General features: G+C 70.5%; 12 protein-coding genes, 1 tRNA gene and 1 riboswitch. Of the genes, 6 read left to right on the forward strand and 7 right to left on the reverse strand.

The window, feature by feature from the left end; all coding sequences use genetic code 11:
* Positions 1-180: 180 nt before the first annotated feature.
* A complete protein-coding gene (locus tag OHA11_RS21240) occupies positions 181-2,265 on the reverse strand; it encodes an asparagine synthase-related protein (RefSeq protein ID WP_266498641.1) in 2,085 nt (694 codons plus the stop codon).
* A 772-nt stretch (positions 2,266-3,037) separates the two neighbouring features.
* Here OHA11_RS21240 and OHA11_RS21245 point away from each other — a divergent pair.
* The 4 genes from OHA11_RS21245 (at position 3,038) to OHA11_RS21260 (ending at position 8,452) form a co-directional block, all read left to right on the forward strand.
* Positions 3,038-4,462, forward strand: coding sequence for an MFS transporter (locus OHA11_RS21245; protein WP_266498642.1), 1,425 nt, complete (start codon positions 3,038-3,040; stop codon positions 4,460-4,462).
* A 248-nt stretch (positions 4,463-4,710) separates the two neighbouring features.
* Positions 4,711-5,922: an L-2-hydroxyglutarate oxidase gene (gene lhgO / locus OHA11_RS21250; RefSeq protein ID WP_266498643.1), complete on the forward strand. Its 1,212-nt coding sequence runs from the start codon at positions 4,711-4,713 to the stop codon at positions 5,920-5,922.
* Positions 5,923-6,127: 205 nt separating this feature from the next.
* Positions 6,128-6,886: a tRNA (guanosine(46)-N7)-methyltransferase TrmB gene (gene trmB / locus OHA11_RS21255; protein ID WP_266498646.1), complete on the forward strand. Its 759-nt coding sequence runs from the start codon at positions 6,128-6,130 to the stop codon at positions 6,884-6,886.
* 174 nt (positions 6,887-7,060) lie between these two features.
* Entirely contained in the window at positions 7,061-8,452 is a 1,392-nt protein-coding gene (locus tag OHA11_RS21260; protein WP_266498647.1) for a PrsW family intramembrane metalloprotease, read from the forward strand.
* A gap of 81 nt (positions 8,453-8,533) precedes the next feature.
* Here OHA11_RS21260 and OHA11_RS21265 read toward each other — a convergent pair whose 3' ends face one another.
* The 3 genes from OHA11_RS21265 to OHA11_RS21275 form a co-directional block, all read right to left on the reverse strand.
* Entirely contained in the window at positions 8,534-9,571 is a 1,038-nt protein-coding gene (locus OHA11_RS21265; protein WP_266498648.1) for a M23 family metallopeptidase, read from the reverse strand.
* A gap of 11 nt (positions 9,572-9,582) precedes the next feature.
* Positions 9,583-9,739: riboswitch (cyclic di-AMP (ydaO/yuaA leader) on the reverse strand.
* Positions 9,740-10,142: 403 nt separating this feature from the next.
* Positions 10,143-10,216 (reverse strand) — tRNA-Met (locus OHA11_RS21270).
* Between the two features lie 138 nt (positions 10,217-10,354).
* Positions 10,355-11,494, reverse strand: a complete 1,140-nt coding sequence (locus tag OHA11_RS21275; RefSeq protein ID WP_266498649.1) for a dihydrofolate reductase family protein — start codon at positions 11,492-11,494, stop codon at positions 10,355-10,357.
* A gap of 104 nt (positions 11,495-11,598) precedes the next feature.
* On the opposite strand from OHA11_RS21275, the gene OHA11_RS21280 reads away from it, so the two are divergent.
* Positions 11,599-12,114, forward strand: a complete 516-nt coding sequence (locus OHA11_RS21280) for a MarR family winged helix-turn-helix transcriptional regulator (RefSeq protein WP_266498651.1) — start codon at positions 11,599-11,601, stop codon at positions 12,112-12,114.
* Positions 12,115-12,229: 115 nt separating this feature from the next.
* The gene (ribA, locus tag OHA11_RS21285) at positions 12,230-12,898 is read left to right on the forward strand and encodes a GTP cyclohydrolase II (RefSeq protein WP_266498652.1); all 669 of its coding nucleotides are present in this window, start codon (positions 12,230-12,232) and stop codon (positions 12,896-12,898) included.
* Positions 12,899-12,989: 91 nt separating this feature from the next.
* Here ribA and OHA11_RS21290 read toward each other — a convergent pair whose 3' ends face one another.
* The 3 genes from OHA11_RS21290 to OHA11_RS21300 form a co-directional block, all read right to left on the reverse strand.
* Complete coding sequence (locus tag OHA11_RS21290; RefSeq protein ID WP_266498654.1) at positions 12,990-13,781, reverse strand: ABC transporter permease; 792 nt, start codon at positions 13,779-13,781, stop codon at positions 12,990-12,992.
* Complete coding sequence (locus OHA11_RS21295; RefSeq protein WP_266498657.1) at positions 13,778-14,854, reverse strand: ATP-binding cassette domain-containing protein; 1,077 nt, start codon at positions 14,852-14,854, stop codon at positions 13,778-13,780. Before OHA11_RS21295 ends, OHA11_RS21290 begins: the two co-directional genes overlap by 4 nt.
* Positions 14,855-15,048: 194 nt before the next feature.
* Positions 15,049-15,897 carry a DUF4097 family beta strand repeat-containing protein gene (locus tag OHA11_RS21300; protein WP_266498659.1) on the reverse strand — a complete coding sequence of 283 codons (849 nt, stop codon included), beginning with the start codon at positions 15,895-15,897 and terminating at the stop codon, positions 15,049-15,051.
* Positions 15,898-15,924: the final 27 nt, after the last annotated feature.

Genomic DNA, 15,924 nt, shown 5'->3' on the forward strand with positions numbered 1-15,924 from the left:
CGCCGCCCTTACCCTTCCCCACTCTCGGCTTCGCTCGAGCGGGGGGACCCCCATCATCCCTGTTCTGGGGGCTCCGCCCCCAGACCCCCGTATCGCGCTGAACGCGCTCGTCCTCAAACGCCAGACCGGCTGAAATGTCGGCCCCCGCCTCTCAGCTCAGCCGGCCGCTCAGCGCGCCACTCAGCGCGCCGCCCCCAACGCCCCCCTCTGCGGCCGGATCCCCGCCGGAACGGCCCGCTGACGCGCAGGCGTCCCCGTCCAGCACGTGCCCCGGCGGTCCAGGAGGCGGCGTAGCCACAGTTCCAGGGAGACCAGGTCCGCGAGCCCCTCCAAGGGCAGGACCTCGCCGTCGGCCGCAGCCCGGAGGGCCTTGCGGACCACTCGGGCCTCGACCAGGCCCGCCTGGGCCAGGAGGGGTGTGTCGAAGAGGGCGATCAGGTCGTTCACGGCGACCCGGAGGCCCGTACGCGCCGCGGCCGTGGAGGACGCGTGGGACGGGGCGCCCCAGCCGGGCGGGAGGTCTGCCACGCCGGCGCCCTCCAGGACCGTACGGAGGATCGCGGCCCGTGCGCCGGGCTGGACGCGCAGCGCCTCGGGAAGGGCACGGCAGGCGCGTACGACCTGGTTGTCGAGGAAGGGGGCGTGCAGGCGCTGGAAGCGGACCTCCGCGGCCTGCTCCAGGATGCGGAGGTCCGCGGCGTGCCGGGCCAGCGCGGAGCGTGCGCGGAAGTCGCCCGGACGCTGGCCGGGGCCGACGCTCGCCCGGGACGACGCACCCGCCAGGCGAACCGATACTTCAGCGAGGGCCTCGCCGGTGAGCCAGCGTGCGGCGGGCCCCGGTCTGGCCCACGTGAGCGCGGCGAGCGACGCCCCCACGGCACCTCCCGGCTCCTCGAACCGCTTGTGCAGCAGCCGGTCGGCGAGTCCCTCTATGCCGACGAGATACGGCGTACGGGACAGCTTGCGTGCCGCGCCGTACACGCGCGCGGGGACCATGACGGAACCGTCGGCCTTCGCCAACGCCGCGACCGGGCGCACCAGATGACGTCGTTTGCGGTCCATGAGGAGGTCGGCGAGGCGGGCCGGGTGCGCGTCCAGGACCTGCCGGGCTCCGTAGCCCGTGAAGTGGTCCGCGCTGCCCGCGGCCAGCCGCGCGCGGTGACGGGCAGCCGTCACCAACGAAGGCCCCGGCTCGTCCGTCAGGGGCCCCTCCAACTCGGCGTAGGGGAGGACCTCTTCGCCGCCCGCGACGACCACGTGGTGCAGGCGCGGATTGGCCGCCAACGTGCCCGCCCGCTCCAGTTCGGCCTCCCGGCCCTTCACCGCGAGGTCGTTGAACGTGACCGCGAGGAGGCGTTCGCCGGCGCCCGTGCCATGGCCCAGGACCGTGCCCGGCGCGCCGGGGAGGCCGGCGGCGAGGAGGGCGAGCGTGCCGGAAGCGGGTCCTCCGGAGAGGTCGGCTCCTATGCCGGGCACGGGCATGCCGCGCGCGGCGCGCCGCTCGGCGGGGCCCATGCCGGGGACGGGACCGGGGTCTATGTCGGCCCCGGGTACGTGCCTGGGGGCGGCGAGTCGGGCCCGTACGGCCTCTACCAGGGCGTCGCGTACGGCGTTCACCGCGCTGTCCGCGTCGGTGATCGGGGCCGCGACGGCGAGGGAGGCCACCGGTTCGTACCCGGCGATCTCCCGGGCACCCGCGCGCAGGATCAGCGCGTGTCCGGGCGGGATGCGCCGTACGCCTTCGTAGGGGGTCGAGTCCTGGATCGCGGCGGGTACGTCGGGAGCGGCGAGGAGGGCCGCCAGGTGCCCGAAGTCGAGGTTGGCCTCGATGAGGTCGGCGAGGGGGAGGGCCGCGGTCGCGTACGCCGTGCCGCCCGCCCAGGGGGTGTAGAACACCGGCCTGGCGCCCGCCAGATCGCCGCAGACCATGACCCGGCGGCCCACCTGGACGACGGCCGTGTAGCTGCCGGACCAGGCCGTCAGATGCCGCAGCGCGCCGCCGCGCGCGGCGAACAGGCCCACGCGCAGTTCCTCGTCGGAGGCGCCGCAGGTGCCCAGCACCGCGATGCGGTTCTGGTCGTCGGCCTTGACGACGCGCACCTCGTCGGGGCGCCAGTCGCCGACCGCCCAGAGGGGGTCGGGATCGCCCCACAGGATCTGGGACCCCACCGGGTGCACCGTCTCGCCGCCGCTGCCGGTCGCTCCCGCGGAACCGATCTCAGGCGCACGAGCGGCGGTACTGCTCCATCCCACCAACCACCGCATCGCCGCCTCCACAGGCTGTGGACAACCCAGTGCACCGCACGAACGGTCACCATGCTGCCACGAAGAGAGCGCACCGGAGGGGCAGAGCGGCTGCTTGTGCTCCCCGGAGTGCGCCCCTTGGAGATGCCCGGGAAGGGGCGAACGCACGCACGAAGAACGGCGATCGCACAGAATTTACCCAATGGCTACGACCTGAATGCGCCCCCGCTACGCTCCCCCAAGGCACCCAACGCGCCCTCAAGTGCCATGGTGGGAGGGGTAATTGCCCTCAGAAGGCATGGGCGAAATTCGGCCAAATCGGTGATGGCCGAACGGGCGTGCACACGCTCTGTACATGCTGTGCGCAACGCACAGTCCGGGAGGCGGAGTTCGCCTCCCGGACCGGTCCGCCGCCCGCGGGGATGTAGGCGGCAGTGTCCCCCAGCCCACTGGATCCAGTACAGCGGGCCGACCCACGCACGATCCATGGAACCGTTACCCCCATGGCCGGAGAAGAGCGCACGGACAGGCGCACGGCCACACAGCGGGAGCACGGGACAACGCTCCGTGCTCGCCCCCGGACCACAATCCCGCCATCCGGAACAATGCCCCTTAACGCTTGGGATGCGGCGAACTACCCTGTGTTTGCCTGTGTTTTCGCGGGAGGCATATACCTGAGGGCTCGGCCACGTGCTTGTGCGGGTGGGGTTCCAGAGGTTGGCTCCCGGGAAGACGCAGCACGAATGCCGCGTGGCCACACCGCGCGGCAGCCGTCTGTGTCGAGGGGTGGCGCATGTCCAGGGAGCAACGCGGGCCGAACGAAAAACTCGGCGCCGTTCTCGCCCTCGCGGGAATCAGCAACGCAGGACTCGCGCGACGCGTCAACGATCTTGGCGCTCAACGCGGGTTGACTCTTCGCTACGACAAGACGTCGGTGGCGCGCTGGGTGTCGAAAGGCATGGTGCCGCAGGGTGCCGCGCCACACCTCATCGCGGCCGCCATCGGCCAGAAGCTCGGCCGCCCCGTGCCGCTCCACGAGATCGGCCTGGCGGACGCGGATCCCGCACCGGAAGTGGGCCTCGCCTTCCCCCGTGACGTCGGACAGGCCGTGCGATCAGCGACGGACCTCTACCGACTCGACCTCGCCGGACGCCGGGCCGGCTCCGGCGGCATCTGGCAGTCGCTCGCCGGATCATTCGCAGTGAGCGCATACGCAACGCCCGCGTCCCGGTGGCTGATAACACCGGCCGACAGCTCGGTGGCACGGGACGCGAGCCCGCTGGAAGGCTCCGGAACACCGCTGAAAGTCGGCCACAGCGACGTTCAGAAGCTGCGGGAGGCCGCCGAGGACGCCAGGCGCTGGGACTCCAAGTACGGAGGCGGCGACTGGCGTTCGTCCATGGTGCCGGAGTGCTTAAGAGTCGAGGCGGCCCCGCTCCTGCTGGGCTCGTACTCGGACGAGGTCGGCCGCGCCCTCTTCGGAGCCAGCGCCGAACTCACCCGCCTCGCGGGCTGGATGGCCTTCGACACGGGCCAGCAGGAAGCCGCCCAGCGCTACTACATCCAGGCCCTGCGCCTCGCCCGCGCGGCGGCCGACGTGCCCCTGGGGGGCTACGTACTGGCCACCATGTCCCTCCAGGCGACCTACCGGGGCTTCGGCGACGAGGGCGTCGACCTCGCCCAGGCCGCTCTGGAGCGCAACCGTGGCCTGGCCACCGCCCGCACGATGAGCTTCTTCCGCCTCGTCGAGGCACGGGCCCACGCGCGCGCGGGTGACGCCCAGGCGGCCGGCGGCGCCCTGAAGGCGGCCGAGGGCTGGCTGGAGCGGGCCCGCGACGGCGACCACGACCCGACCTGGCTCGGCTTCTACTCGTACGACCGTTTCGCGGCCGACGCCGCGGAGTGCTACCGCGATCTGAAGGCCCCGCGCCAGGTCCGCCGCTTCACGGAGCAGGCCCTGTCGAAGCCGACGGAGGAGTTCGTACGCTCGCACGGCCTGCGCCTGGTGGTGTCGGCGGTCGCCGAACTCGAGTCGGGCAACCTCGATGCGGCGTGCGAGCAGGGCGTACGGGCGGTGGAGGTCGCCGGGCGCATCTCGTCCGCCCGCACGACCGAGTACGTGAAGGACCTCCTCCACCGCCTGGAGCCGTACGGCGACGAGCCCCGGGTGGTGGAGCTACGCGAACGGGCTAGGCCGTTGCTTATGGCACCGGCCTAGTGGGAAAGCCCCCTTAGCGTCTGCGGGGCGTGGGGTGCTGGGGCTACCAGCCGCATGCGGCTGGTAGCCCCAGCACCCCACGCCCCTGAAGGGGCGCGCCCGCCACCATGAACATGCCACAGGGGTGTTCTGTGGGTTTGAGGGATTGTGGGTTTGAGGGTGTTGTCAGTGGCGCAGTGCACTATCGGAGGGGGAGCCGAAGGCGGGAATCCGAGGCGGGAAACGAAGGCGGGAGGTGGAGCGGGCAGATGGGGCGGAAGGTCGCTTACGACTGTGACGTGCTCGTGATCGGCGGCGGGATCGTCGGTCTGTCGACGGCGTATGCGATCACGCGTGCCGCGCCGGGCACGCGCGTGACGGTGCTGGAGAAGGAGCCCGGCCCGGCCCGCCACCAAACAGGACGCAACAGCGGCGTCATCCACAGCGGTATCTACTACCGCCCGAACTCCCTCAAGGCCCGGTACGCCGTCCGGGGCGCCGCCGAGATGGTCAAGTTCTGCGCGGAGTACGACATCGCCCACGCCGTCACCGGCAAGCTGATCGTCGCCACGGAACGCGACGAGCTGCCCCGCCTGCACGCACTCGTCCAGCGAGGCCGGGAGAACGGCATTCCGGTCCGTGAGCTGGGCGCCACCCAGATCGCGGAGTACGAACCCCAGGTGCGGGGCCTCGCCGCGATCCACGTGGCCACCACAGGCGTGTGCGACTTCGTGGCCGTAGCCCGCCAGCTCGCGGACGCGTCCGGCGCCCACATCCAGTACAACGCGGAGGTCACACACATCGACCGCCGCCCCGACCTCGGAGTAGCGGTCCGCACCCACGACGGAACGATCATCCGGTCCCGCGTGCTGGTCAACTGCGCCGGCCTCCACTGCGACAGGATCGCCCGCCTGACGGGCGACGACCCCAACATGCGGATCGTCCCTTTCCGAGGCGAGTACTACACCCTGGCCCGCCCCTCCCTCGTCAACGGCCTCGTCTACCCCGTGCCGGACCCGGCCTTCCCCTTCCTCGGCATCCACCTCACCCGGGGCATCGACGGAAGCGTCCACATCGGCCCGAACGCGGTCCCGGCCCTGGCCCGCGAGGGCTACGACTGGCGGACCGTACGCCCCCGCGACCTGGCGTCGACCCTCGCCTGGCCAGGTTCCTGGCGGATAGCCCGCCACCACTGGCGCTACGGCGGCGGCGAACTGCACCGTTCCCTCTCGAAGACAGCCTTCACTCACGCAGTCCGCCGCCTGCTCCCGGCAGCCACCCCCGACGACCTGATCCCCTCCACCGCAGGCGTCCGAGCCCAGGCGGTCCTACGCGACGGCACCCTCCTGGACGACTTCCTGATCCAGGAGTCCCCCCGCACGGTCCACGTACTCAATGCCCCCTCCCCCGCAGCCACAGCCTCCCTCCCGATCGGCCGAGAGGTGGCAAGCAGGGCCCTCAGGTCAATGACGACGATCTGAGACTCAGAGACCAACGGAAGGGGCCGTGCCGGTACGTCGAGTCCGCCGCGTAGGGCTCCTCCAGGAAGCGGTTCCCTCCAAAACTGACAGCCGGATACCCGGAAAGCGGTGGACTCGACGTACCGGCGCGGCCCCGACCCACGACGGCGCACGGCCACCGCGAGCGCCCACCCCGTAAAATCGACGTACTGTGTCTGACTCCTCCATGCCCCGGACCCCCCGCCCAAAGGGCGAGCCCCGCTTCCCCGACGGCCCTCGCGCCGACCCGGCCGGCTCCCACTTCGAGCGCCGAATCCGCAGCTTCCAGCCCCGCCGAAGCCGCGTCACCCACGGCCAGGCGGACGCCCTCCAGCGCCTGTGGCCCAAGTGGGGCCTCGACATCGACGGACAACGACACCTCGACCTCAAGGAACTCTTCGGCGCGGACATCCCCGTCATCCTGGAGATCGGCTTCGGCATGGGCGAGGCCACCGCTCAGATGGCCGCCGAGGCCCCCGACACCGGCATCCTCGCCGTCGACGTCCACACCCCGGGCCAGGGCAACCTGCTCAACCTCGCGGACCAATCAGGCCTGTCCAACCTCCGTGTCGCCAACGGCGACGCGATCATCCTGCTCCGCGAGATGCTGACCCCGGACTCCCTCGACGGCCTCCGTGTCTACTTCCCGGACCCGTGGCCCAAGAAGCGCCACCACAAGCGGCGCCTGATCCAGCCCGAGTTCCTCACCCTCGCCGCGTCCCGCCTCAAGCCGGGCGCGCTGCTGCACTGCGCCACGGACTGGGAGCCGTACGCCGAGGTCATGCTCGAAGTCCTCACCGCCCACCCGGACTTCGAGAACACCCAGCCGGACGGCGGCTACGCGCCGCGCCCCGACTTCCGTCCCCTGACACGTTTCGAGGGCCAGGGCCTGGACAAGGGACACGTGGTGAACGACCTGCTCTTCCGCCGCGTACCGCACAAGTAGTAGGAGCCGAACGCCCACGCAGGTGAACGCACCCACTCAAAGGAACCCACCCGCTCAGGGGAACCCACCCACAGACATGAACGCACCCACAGCGAAGCCACACCACGCAGCGCCCCCGCGCCCCTGACAGGGCGCCCTCGCGGCCCAAGCCCCTCCCTCGTTAGGGTCATTGTCATGGCCACCGGTCCCCCACTCCCACCGCACTCCGGCCCACACAACAACCCGCACAACGACCCGCACACCAGCCCGCAGTCCGGCCCACCCCCCAGCGTCGCCCCCAGCATCACCCCCGCCACCGTCCCCGGCGGAGCCGCACACTGGTGGCACCGCAGGTGGGTCCGCTACAGCGCCCTGACCACGCTGCTGGCCCTCTCCGGCCTCGTCATCCTGGCCCTGGTCCGCAAACAGACAGGCACCGAGGGCTTCCTGGTGGGCCTGGGCCTCGCCGTACTGCCCGTCCCACTCCTGGTCGCCGCGTTCCGCTGGCTGGACCGAGTGGAACCGGGCCCATGGCGCAACCTGCTCTTCTCCTTCGCCTGGGGCGCCTGCGCAGCCGCACTGATAGCCATCGTCGCGAACAGCTTCGCGACGAGATGGATAGCGACGGCGACGGCGGACCCGTCCAGCGCCGACACCCTCGGCGCGACGGTCATCGCGCCGATAGTCGAGGAATCGGCGAAGGCGGCCGCGGTGCTCCTCGTCTTCCTGTTCCGCAGACGGGAGTTCACCGGAATCCTCGACGGCGTGGTGATAGCCGGCGTCACGGCGACCGGCTTCGCGTTCACCGAGAACATCCTCTACCTCGGCACGGCGTTCGGGACGGACCAGCTCTCCGGCGAGACCGGCCTCTTCTCCGTCACGGCGGCGACCTTCTTCGTCCGCGTGATCATGTCGCCCTTCGCGCATCCGCTGTTCAGCGTACTGACGGGCATCGGCTTCGGCATCGCGGCGCTCTCCGCGGACCGCCACAAGGTACGCCGCGTACTGCTCCCGATCGTCGGACTGCTGCTCGCGATGGGCATGCACGCGATGTGGAACGGCTCGTCGGCCTTCGGCGAGTACGGCTTCTTCGCGGTCTACGCGGCGTTCATGGTCCCGACGTTCGGACTGCTCACCTGGCTGGTGATCTGGACCCGCCAGCGCGAACTCGGCACGATCCGCTCCGAACTGCCCGCGTACGCCATGGCGGGCTGGCTCACCGCCCCCGAACCGTTCGCCCTCGGCTCGATGAAGGCACGGCGGCTGGCCCGCGAGTACGCCACCCACCACGGCGGGCGCGCGGCGGGCCGGACGGTCGCGGAGTACGAGGCGTACGCGACATCGCTGGCGTTCCTGCGCCACCGGGGACATCAGGGCCGCGCGGACGCCGACTTCGTCTTACGCGAACGGGAGTTGCTCCACGAACTGTGGACGCGCCGCGAACCGGCCCGCCCCGCCCTGCTGTACGCGGCCCACGCGACGGCTCCGGCACCAAGGGCACCCCAATGGCCGGGCTACGGATCCCCGTACACGAACCCGCACCCGGCACAGACGCCGTACCCCGCATACAACCCGTACCGCTCGTGACCCGAGGCAATCAAGGCACCCGGCACCCCAGACACCACGTCCCGGGCACCCAAAGCGCCCAAGACGACCCGGTCGTCGGTGTTACGGAGTGAGCCCCTTGCCCCGCAGCCAAGCCATCGGGTCGATGTCGCCGCCACCAGGGGTGTGGACCTCAAGGTGGAGGTGCGCCCCGGTGACGTTGCCGGTCGCGCCCACGCGGCCGATGACGTCGCCCGTGTTGACCTTCTGCCCCACGCTGACGTTGATCGACGACTGGTGGGCGAACCACAGCTCCGTACCGTCGTCGAGGGTGAGGACCGTGCGGTAGCCGTACGACCCGTTCCACCCGGCCTCGGTGATCGTGCCGCTGTGGACCGCCTTGATCGGCGTACCGGTGGGAGCGGCGAAGTCCAGACCCGTGTGGTACCCGGAGGACCACAGCGCACCGGACTGCCCGAAGGTCGAGGTGATCGTGTACGAGGAGGTCGGCAGCGTGTACTGCTTGGCGAGCTCGGCGAGGCGCGCGGCCTCGGCCTTCTCCTTGGCCTCCTCGTCCGCCTTCTTCTTGGCGGCGGCGACCTTGGCCTCGGCGGCGTCCCGCTCCTTGGCGGCCTGGTCGGCGGCCTTCTTCGCGGCGGCGGCCTCGGCGGCCCGCTGGGCCTCGCGGTCCACCTGGTCCTGCTGCCGCTCGGCCTGGAGCATGATGCGGGCGCGCAGCGCCTCGCCCGCGTCCGAGTTGCCCTGCTCAGCGTCGGCGGTGGTGAGGCCGACGGAGGTGATCGGCGTGCTGGAGCCCTCGGGGGTGTCGTCGTCCGTGAACGGCGAGCCCACATTGGGCAGGTCGGGCATCGAGATCGACACCGGCGGCTTGCCGGTCTGCGCGGAGGCCATGCCACCCGCGCCGACGGCGGCTATGACACCGACGCCGAGAACGGTCGAGCTACGGGCGAGTCCTCCGCCGCGCTGCTTGGAGACGCGGTGCCGGCCGCGGACGGGAAGGACGGTCTCCGCGCTGGGATTCCAGACCTCCCACGTCTCCTCGTCCTGGCGGACGCCGTAGCCGAAGGTGTCGGGCTTCTTCTCACCCGACGACTCACTCGGCGCGAACGAGGTGGTGGGGGCAGGCCGGTTGGACGCCACGTAGGCGCACTCCTTTCCTTCCTTCTCGCCTACCGGGTTAGCTGACGGGTTCGGAGCAGGAAGGTCTCCTACGCGCGTCAACCGCGGTGTGTTCCACCGCGAAAGACACGCGATTCACCCCAAGTGGTGGTTCCCCGGTTCCCTTGCGGAATTCGGCGCGTGCGCACGGCGCCGACTCTAGTGACGGCAGGGACGACCGCGCTGCGTTATCGAACGTTAATGGACCCCGGTACCGGATTCCAAGCTGTTCCTGATGATCGTTACGACCTCCGGCCTGGACTTACGGGTGATGAGCGGGCCAAAACGGGCGAGTTGATCGTCATTCAGGCATGGGGGCTTTGTTGATGGTGCGTCAGTTGTTATGCGGAGGGACGCCGTTCGACTACCACCAGTGACAGAGCCTGAAAAGAGCGACGCATCTCACGATGGCCGCGGTCGCCACGACTCCCGACCTGTCCAGGCTTCCGAGAGCAGGAGTAGCGGGCGGCCGACGGGAGTTGGGCGAGTGAAAACACCTGGGGAAACGTCCAGGGCCGGAATCCTGAATCGGATTCCGGCCCTGGGCCTTCAGTAGCGGGGACAGGATTTGAACCTGCGACCTCTGGGTTATGAGCCCAGCGAGCTACCGAGCTGCTCCACCCCGCGTCGTTAAGACCACTGTACGCCATCCGCGGGACCCGAAGCACACGCATTGATGTCGACCGCGCTTCATCGGAGGTTTGACATGAAACGTGCCGATCACCGCACCGGCCAACCGAGATGGCGGCGCGCCGGTCGTACGCGTCAACCGAGATGCCGGTTGGGCGACTTCGCGTCGGCCTCGTACTCGGGGAGCACCAGGACATCGGCACCGGCCGCGGCCAGCAGCCCGCTCCCGTCCGCGCCGGTCACGAAGGTGTCCGGCTCCCGCCACGCGGTCACGACCCTGCGTACGCCCGCGTCGAGGATCAGCCGGGCGCAGGGCGCGGGCCGTGACGACCGGCGGGCGCACGGCTCCAGGCTGCTGTAGACCGTGGCGGTCGTGAGACGCGGATCACCCGGCTCGACCTTGGCGAGCGCGGCCTCCTCGGCGTGCGACACGGGGTCGGACTCGCGGGAGTACCCGCGGGCCAGCTCCGTACCGTCGGCCGCGACGACGACCGCGCCGACGCTGAACGCGGTCCGCGAGGGCGGGCACTGGGCGGCCAGTTCGCAGGCGAGGGCCAGCCACCGGTGGTCGGCGGCGGAGGGTACGTTCCCGGTGCCGGGCGCGGTGGGGACGTACCGCATGAGGACGACGTCGCCCACGGGCCGTGTCTCGGTCAGCCGCATCCGGTTGCGGGGGCCGCCCGGATAGTCGCCGGGCCCGAACAGCCGTGGCGCGTCCGGCTCGCCCACGACGAGGGGGGCGACCGCGAGTTGAAGTTCGTCGGCGAGGCCCTGCCGGAGGAGCTGGGTGTGGACGCGACCGCCGCCCTCGACCATGAGCCGCCGTACGCCGCGTACGTCGTGGAGGTGGGTGAGTACGGCCCGCCAGTCGACGTCCGGGCCCACGGGGACGATGTCGACGCCCAGCCCGCGCAGCGCTTCGGCGGCCGTCACCGCCCCCTTGTCGGACGTATAGACGATCTTCTCGCCGCCCGTGGACCAGAAGTTGGCGTCGGGGTCGAGGTCGCCGCTGCCGCTGACGGTGACCTTCAGCGGGTACTCCGGCCGGCCGGCGGCGACCCGGGCCGCGCGCCGCTCGGCGGAGTTGACGAGGAGCCGGGGGTTGTCGGCGCGCAGGGTGCCCGCGCCGACGAGGATCGCGTCGGACTCGGCCCGTACCTCGTCGACCCGGTCGAAGTCGGCCGGTCCGGAGAGCAGCAGCCGATCGGGGCCGGTGTCGTCCAGGCAGCCGTCGAGGGAGACGGCGGCGGACAACAGGACGTAGGGGTGAGGCATTGACGCGCTCTCTTTCAGGGGCGGAGCCTGGGCTTGTCCGGGGTCAGGGGGAGGGTTCAGGGGCCGGTCTTGGTTCAAGTTTGAAACAAAACTACACTGGGGGTATGACGACCCGCTGGCTCACCCCCGAGGAGCAGCGCGCCTGGCGCGCCTACATCGCCGCCTCCCATCTTCTGGAGGACGCGATCGACCGGCAGCTCCAGCAGGAGGCCGGCATGCCACACCTGTACTACTCCATCCTGGCCAACCTCTCCGAGGCCCCGGACCGCAGCCTGCGTATGACCGACCTCGCCGAACGGACGAAGATCACCCGCAGCCGGCTGACGTACGCGGTGACCCGGCTGGAGAAGGACGGGGCGGTACGCCGTGAAGGATGCCGCACGGACAAACGGGGCAGCATCGCGGTCCTCACGGACGAGGGGATGGCCGTCCTGGAGCGCACGGCGCCCGGCCATGCCGAAACGGTCCGCGCGGCGATCTTCGACAAGCTCACCCCCGAGCAGGTGAGCCAGCTGGAGGAGATCTGCACGGGGATCGCGCGGGGCCTGGAGGGAGATGACCCGCAGGCGGCGCCGGACGACGTCCCGTGGCGCCGCCGCTCGTCCACACCCTGCACATAAACCTCAGCACAACCGCTCCCAAGCATTGCTTCAACTTTAAAGCATGGGGTAAGGTCTCGCTCCGAGGAGCTGCTTCAAATCTGAAGCAGTTGAGAGATCGGACCGGGAGAACCGCATGCCCGACTACCCCGCCGCCACCCAGCGCTCGCGCGTCCGGGTGCCGCTGCGTTTCCACGACGGCTACAGCGTCGACGCCGAACTGGTCACCTTCCACGGCCTGACCGACGGCCTGGAACACGTGGCGATGGTCCTCGGCACCCCTTCGGCCTCGGCGCCCCCTCTCGTCCGCCTCCACTCCGAGTGCCTGACGGGCGACGCCTTCGGCTCGTCCCGCTGCGACTGCGGCCCCCAGCTCCGCGAGGCCGTCGAGCAGATCGCCACCCGGGGCGGCGTACTCCTCTACCTCCGCCAGGAGGGCCGGGGCATAGGCCTCTACAACAAGCTCGACGCGTACGCCCTCCAGGACCAGGGCCTCGACACGTACGCCGCGAACACGGCCCTGGGCCTCCCGGAGGACGCCCGCGACTACACGGCGGCGGCCCAGATGCTGACAGCCCTCGGCATCACGGAACTGGACCTGCTCTCGAACAACCCGGACAAGGCGAACCAGCTCCGGGACCTCGGCATCACGGTCGGCCGCCGCGTCCCGACGGGCGTCTTCACGACGGCCCACAACGTCCGCTACCTCCGGGCGAAGGTCTTGCAGACCCAGCACACACTGCGGCTCCCGGACCTGACGGAACCGACGGAACTGGCCGGTCTGGCAGAACTGACGGCGGGCTGACGCCTGCTTGTGCTGGTCGCGAAAAGGCGGCGTACGCCGACACGGTGTCGACGTACGCCGCGCTCGCGCTGGGAACGCTCGCTCAAGTCGCCTACTTCGGGTCGCGGTTGAACGAGGCCTTCGACCAGAAGTAGCCCAGCACGGTCAGCGCCAGGGACCAGGCGATCGCGAGCCAGCCGTTGTGGCCGATCTCGGTGCCGAGCAGCAGGCCTCGCAGGGTCTCGATGGCCGGGGTGAACGGCTGGTACTCGGCGATCGGCTGGAACCAGCCCGGCATCGCGTCGACCGGGACGAAGGTGCTGGAGATGAGCGGCAGGAAGACCAGCGGCAGCGCGTTGTTGCTGGCCGCCTCGGCGTTCGGGCTGATCAAGCCCATCCCGACCGCGATCCAGGTGAGCGCCAGGGCGAACATCGCGAGCAGCCCGAACGCCGCGACCCACTCCAGGGCGGTGGCATCCGTGGACCGGAACCCGATGGCCACCCCGACGGCCCCGACGAGGACCACGCTCATCACACACTGCAGCACGCTGCCGACGACGTGCCCTATGAGCACCGACCCGCGGTGGATCGCCATCGTGCGGAAGCGGGCGATGATGCCCTCGGTCATGTCCATGGAGACGGACACCGCGGTGCCGATCGTGGTGCCGCCGATGGTCATCATCAGGATGCCCGGGACGAGATACGCGATGTAGTCGGACCGGTCGCCGCCGCCGTTGCCGATGCCGGCGCTCATCACGTCGCCGAAGACGTAGACGAAGAGCAGGAGCAGCATGACCGGTGTGAGCAGCAGGTTCAGGGTGAGGGACGGGTAGCGCCGCGCGTGCAGCAGGTTGCGGCGGAGCATCGTGTTCGAGTCGCGCACGGCGAGGGAGAGGGAGCTCATCGGACGTCCTCCTTGGACTGGCCGAGCTGGCTGAACTGGCTGAACTGGCCAGGCTGGTTGGGCTGGTTGGGCTGGTTGGGCTGGTTGGGCTGGTTGGGCACGGTGGTGGTGCCGCCGGTCAGGGCGAAGAACACGTCGTCGAGGTCGGGGGTGTGCACGGTCAGCTCGTCCGCCTCGACACCGGCCGAGTCCAGCCAGTTGAGGATGGAGCGCAGCTCACGCTGGGTGCCGTCGCTGGGGATGCGCAGCGACAGCGCCTCGTCGTCCCGCGCCGCCTCGCTCAGCGAGACGGCGGCGCTCTGGTACGCGGCCGGGTCGTCGAACCGCAGCCGCACGTGCCCGCCGGGGACGAGCCGCTTGAGCTCGTCGGCGGTGCCCTCGGCGGCGATCTTGCCGTCGTTGAGCACGGCGATGCGGTCGGCGAGTTCGTCGGCCTCCTCCAGGTACTGGGTGGTGAGGAAGACGGTGACGCCGTCGGAAACCAGCTCGCGGATGATCCCCCACATGTTGTGGCGCGAGCGCGGGTCGAGACCGGTGGTCGGCTCGTCGAGGAAGATGATCCGCGGGCTGCCGACCAGCGTCATGGCGATGTCCAGACGCCGCTTCATACCGCCGGAGTAGGTGGAGGCGGGCTTCTTGGCGGCGTCGACGAGGTCGAACCGCTCAAGGAGTTCGGCGGCGACGTGCCGTCCCTCACGCTTGGACAGGTGGTGCAGGTCCGCCATGAGGAGCATGTTCTCCTCGCCGGTGATCAGCCCGTCGACGGCGGAGAACTGCCCGGTGACGCCGATCGCGGCACGCACCCCGTCCGGTGACGCGGCGACGTCGTGGCCCGCGACCTGGACCTGCCCGCCGTCGGCGGAGATGAGCGTGGACAGGATCTTGACGGCGGTGGTCTTGCCCGCGCCGTTCGGCCCGAGCAGCGCGAACACGGACCCGGCCGGGATGCACAGATCGATGCCGTCGAGGACGGTCTTGTCGCCGTACGACTTGCGCAGACCGATGGCGGAGACGGCGGTCGGCGACGGGTGACCGTCGGTCCGGCTGGACGTGGACATGACAGAAGAAGGCATGGGCCCTCCCGTTCGAAGGCTGAAGGGGCTGGGGGGTGGTGAACGAGTTGCGGCTGGTTCGGTTCTCCGGCCAGGGCCCGGCCTGCGAGGTCGGGCCCTGGCCGGAGTCAGGTCCTGCTGGAGTCAGGCCCTGCCGGAGTCAGGCCCTGTTGAAGTCAGGCCCTGTTGGAATTTGGAGTAGGGCCTCGGTGAGGTCAGACCTTGGCGCGGCGGACGTCGATGTTGCCGTACCGGGTGCGGGCGCGGACCTTGACGGCGTCCTCGGTCTTCTCCGGGGCGTCGGACGAGGCGAGGGTGTTGCGCACCTGGCCGGAGCCCGAGCTGACGTCGAGCCAGGCGGCCGTGCCCTCGCGGACGCCGACCTCGATGGCGCCGTAGGAGGTCTCCAACTGGACGGTGCCGCGGGCCACGTCGTCCACGCGCAGGGTGCCGTGGGCGGTGGTGGCGGTGACCGAGTCCTCGGCGCGCCGGATCTCGATGTCGCCGTTGGCGCCGCTCACCCGCAGCTCGCCGGTCGCGGCGCCGACGGTGGTGGTGCCGTGCGAGTTCTTCAGGACGGCGGGGCCGTCGATGAGGCCGACGCGCAGGCTGCCGGAGCTGGTGGTGATCTCGGCCATGCCCTCGACCCGGTCCACACTGATCGAGCCGTGCGACGCGGTCAGTTGCAGCGGGCCGGTGGTGTCGAGGCGGACATCGCCGGACGAGGTCTTCACACGGACCTCGCCGAGCCGGCCCTCGCCGAACACCTGGGCCCAGGCGCCGGTCATGTCGACGCGCGAACCCATGGGGAGTTCGACCGTCACGTCGACGGTGCCGGTGCGGCCGAGGCCGAACAGATTGGACTTGGGCGTCCTGACGGTCAGTGCGCCGCTCGCGTACGTGACCACGGTCTGATCGACCGCCCGTACGTCCAGGTCCTTGTTCGGATCGCGGGGGCGCACCTCGACGACGGTGTCGAGGCGGTCGCCCGCGGTGAACTGGATGGATCCGGCCTCCACGTGCGCCGTGACCGAGATCGCTTCGGGAGTGTCGAAAGAAGGCATGGCTGTCCCGTCCTCTTGGGTCTTCAG

The organism is Streptomyces sp. NBC_00878 (assembly GCF_026341515.1).
Lineage (GTDB): Bacteria > Actinomycetota > Actinomycetes > Streptomycetales > Streptomycetaceae > Streptomyces.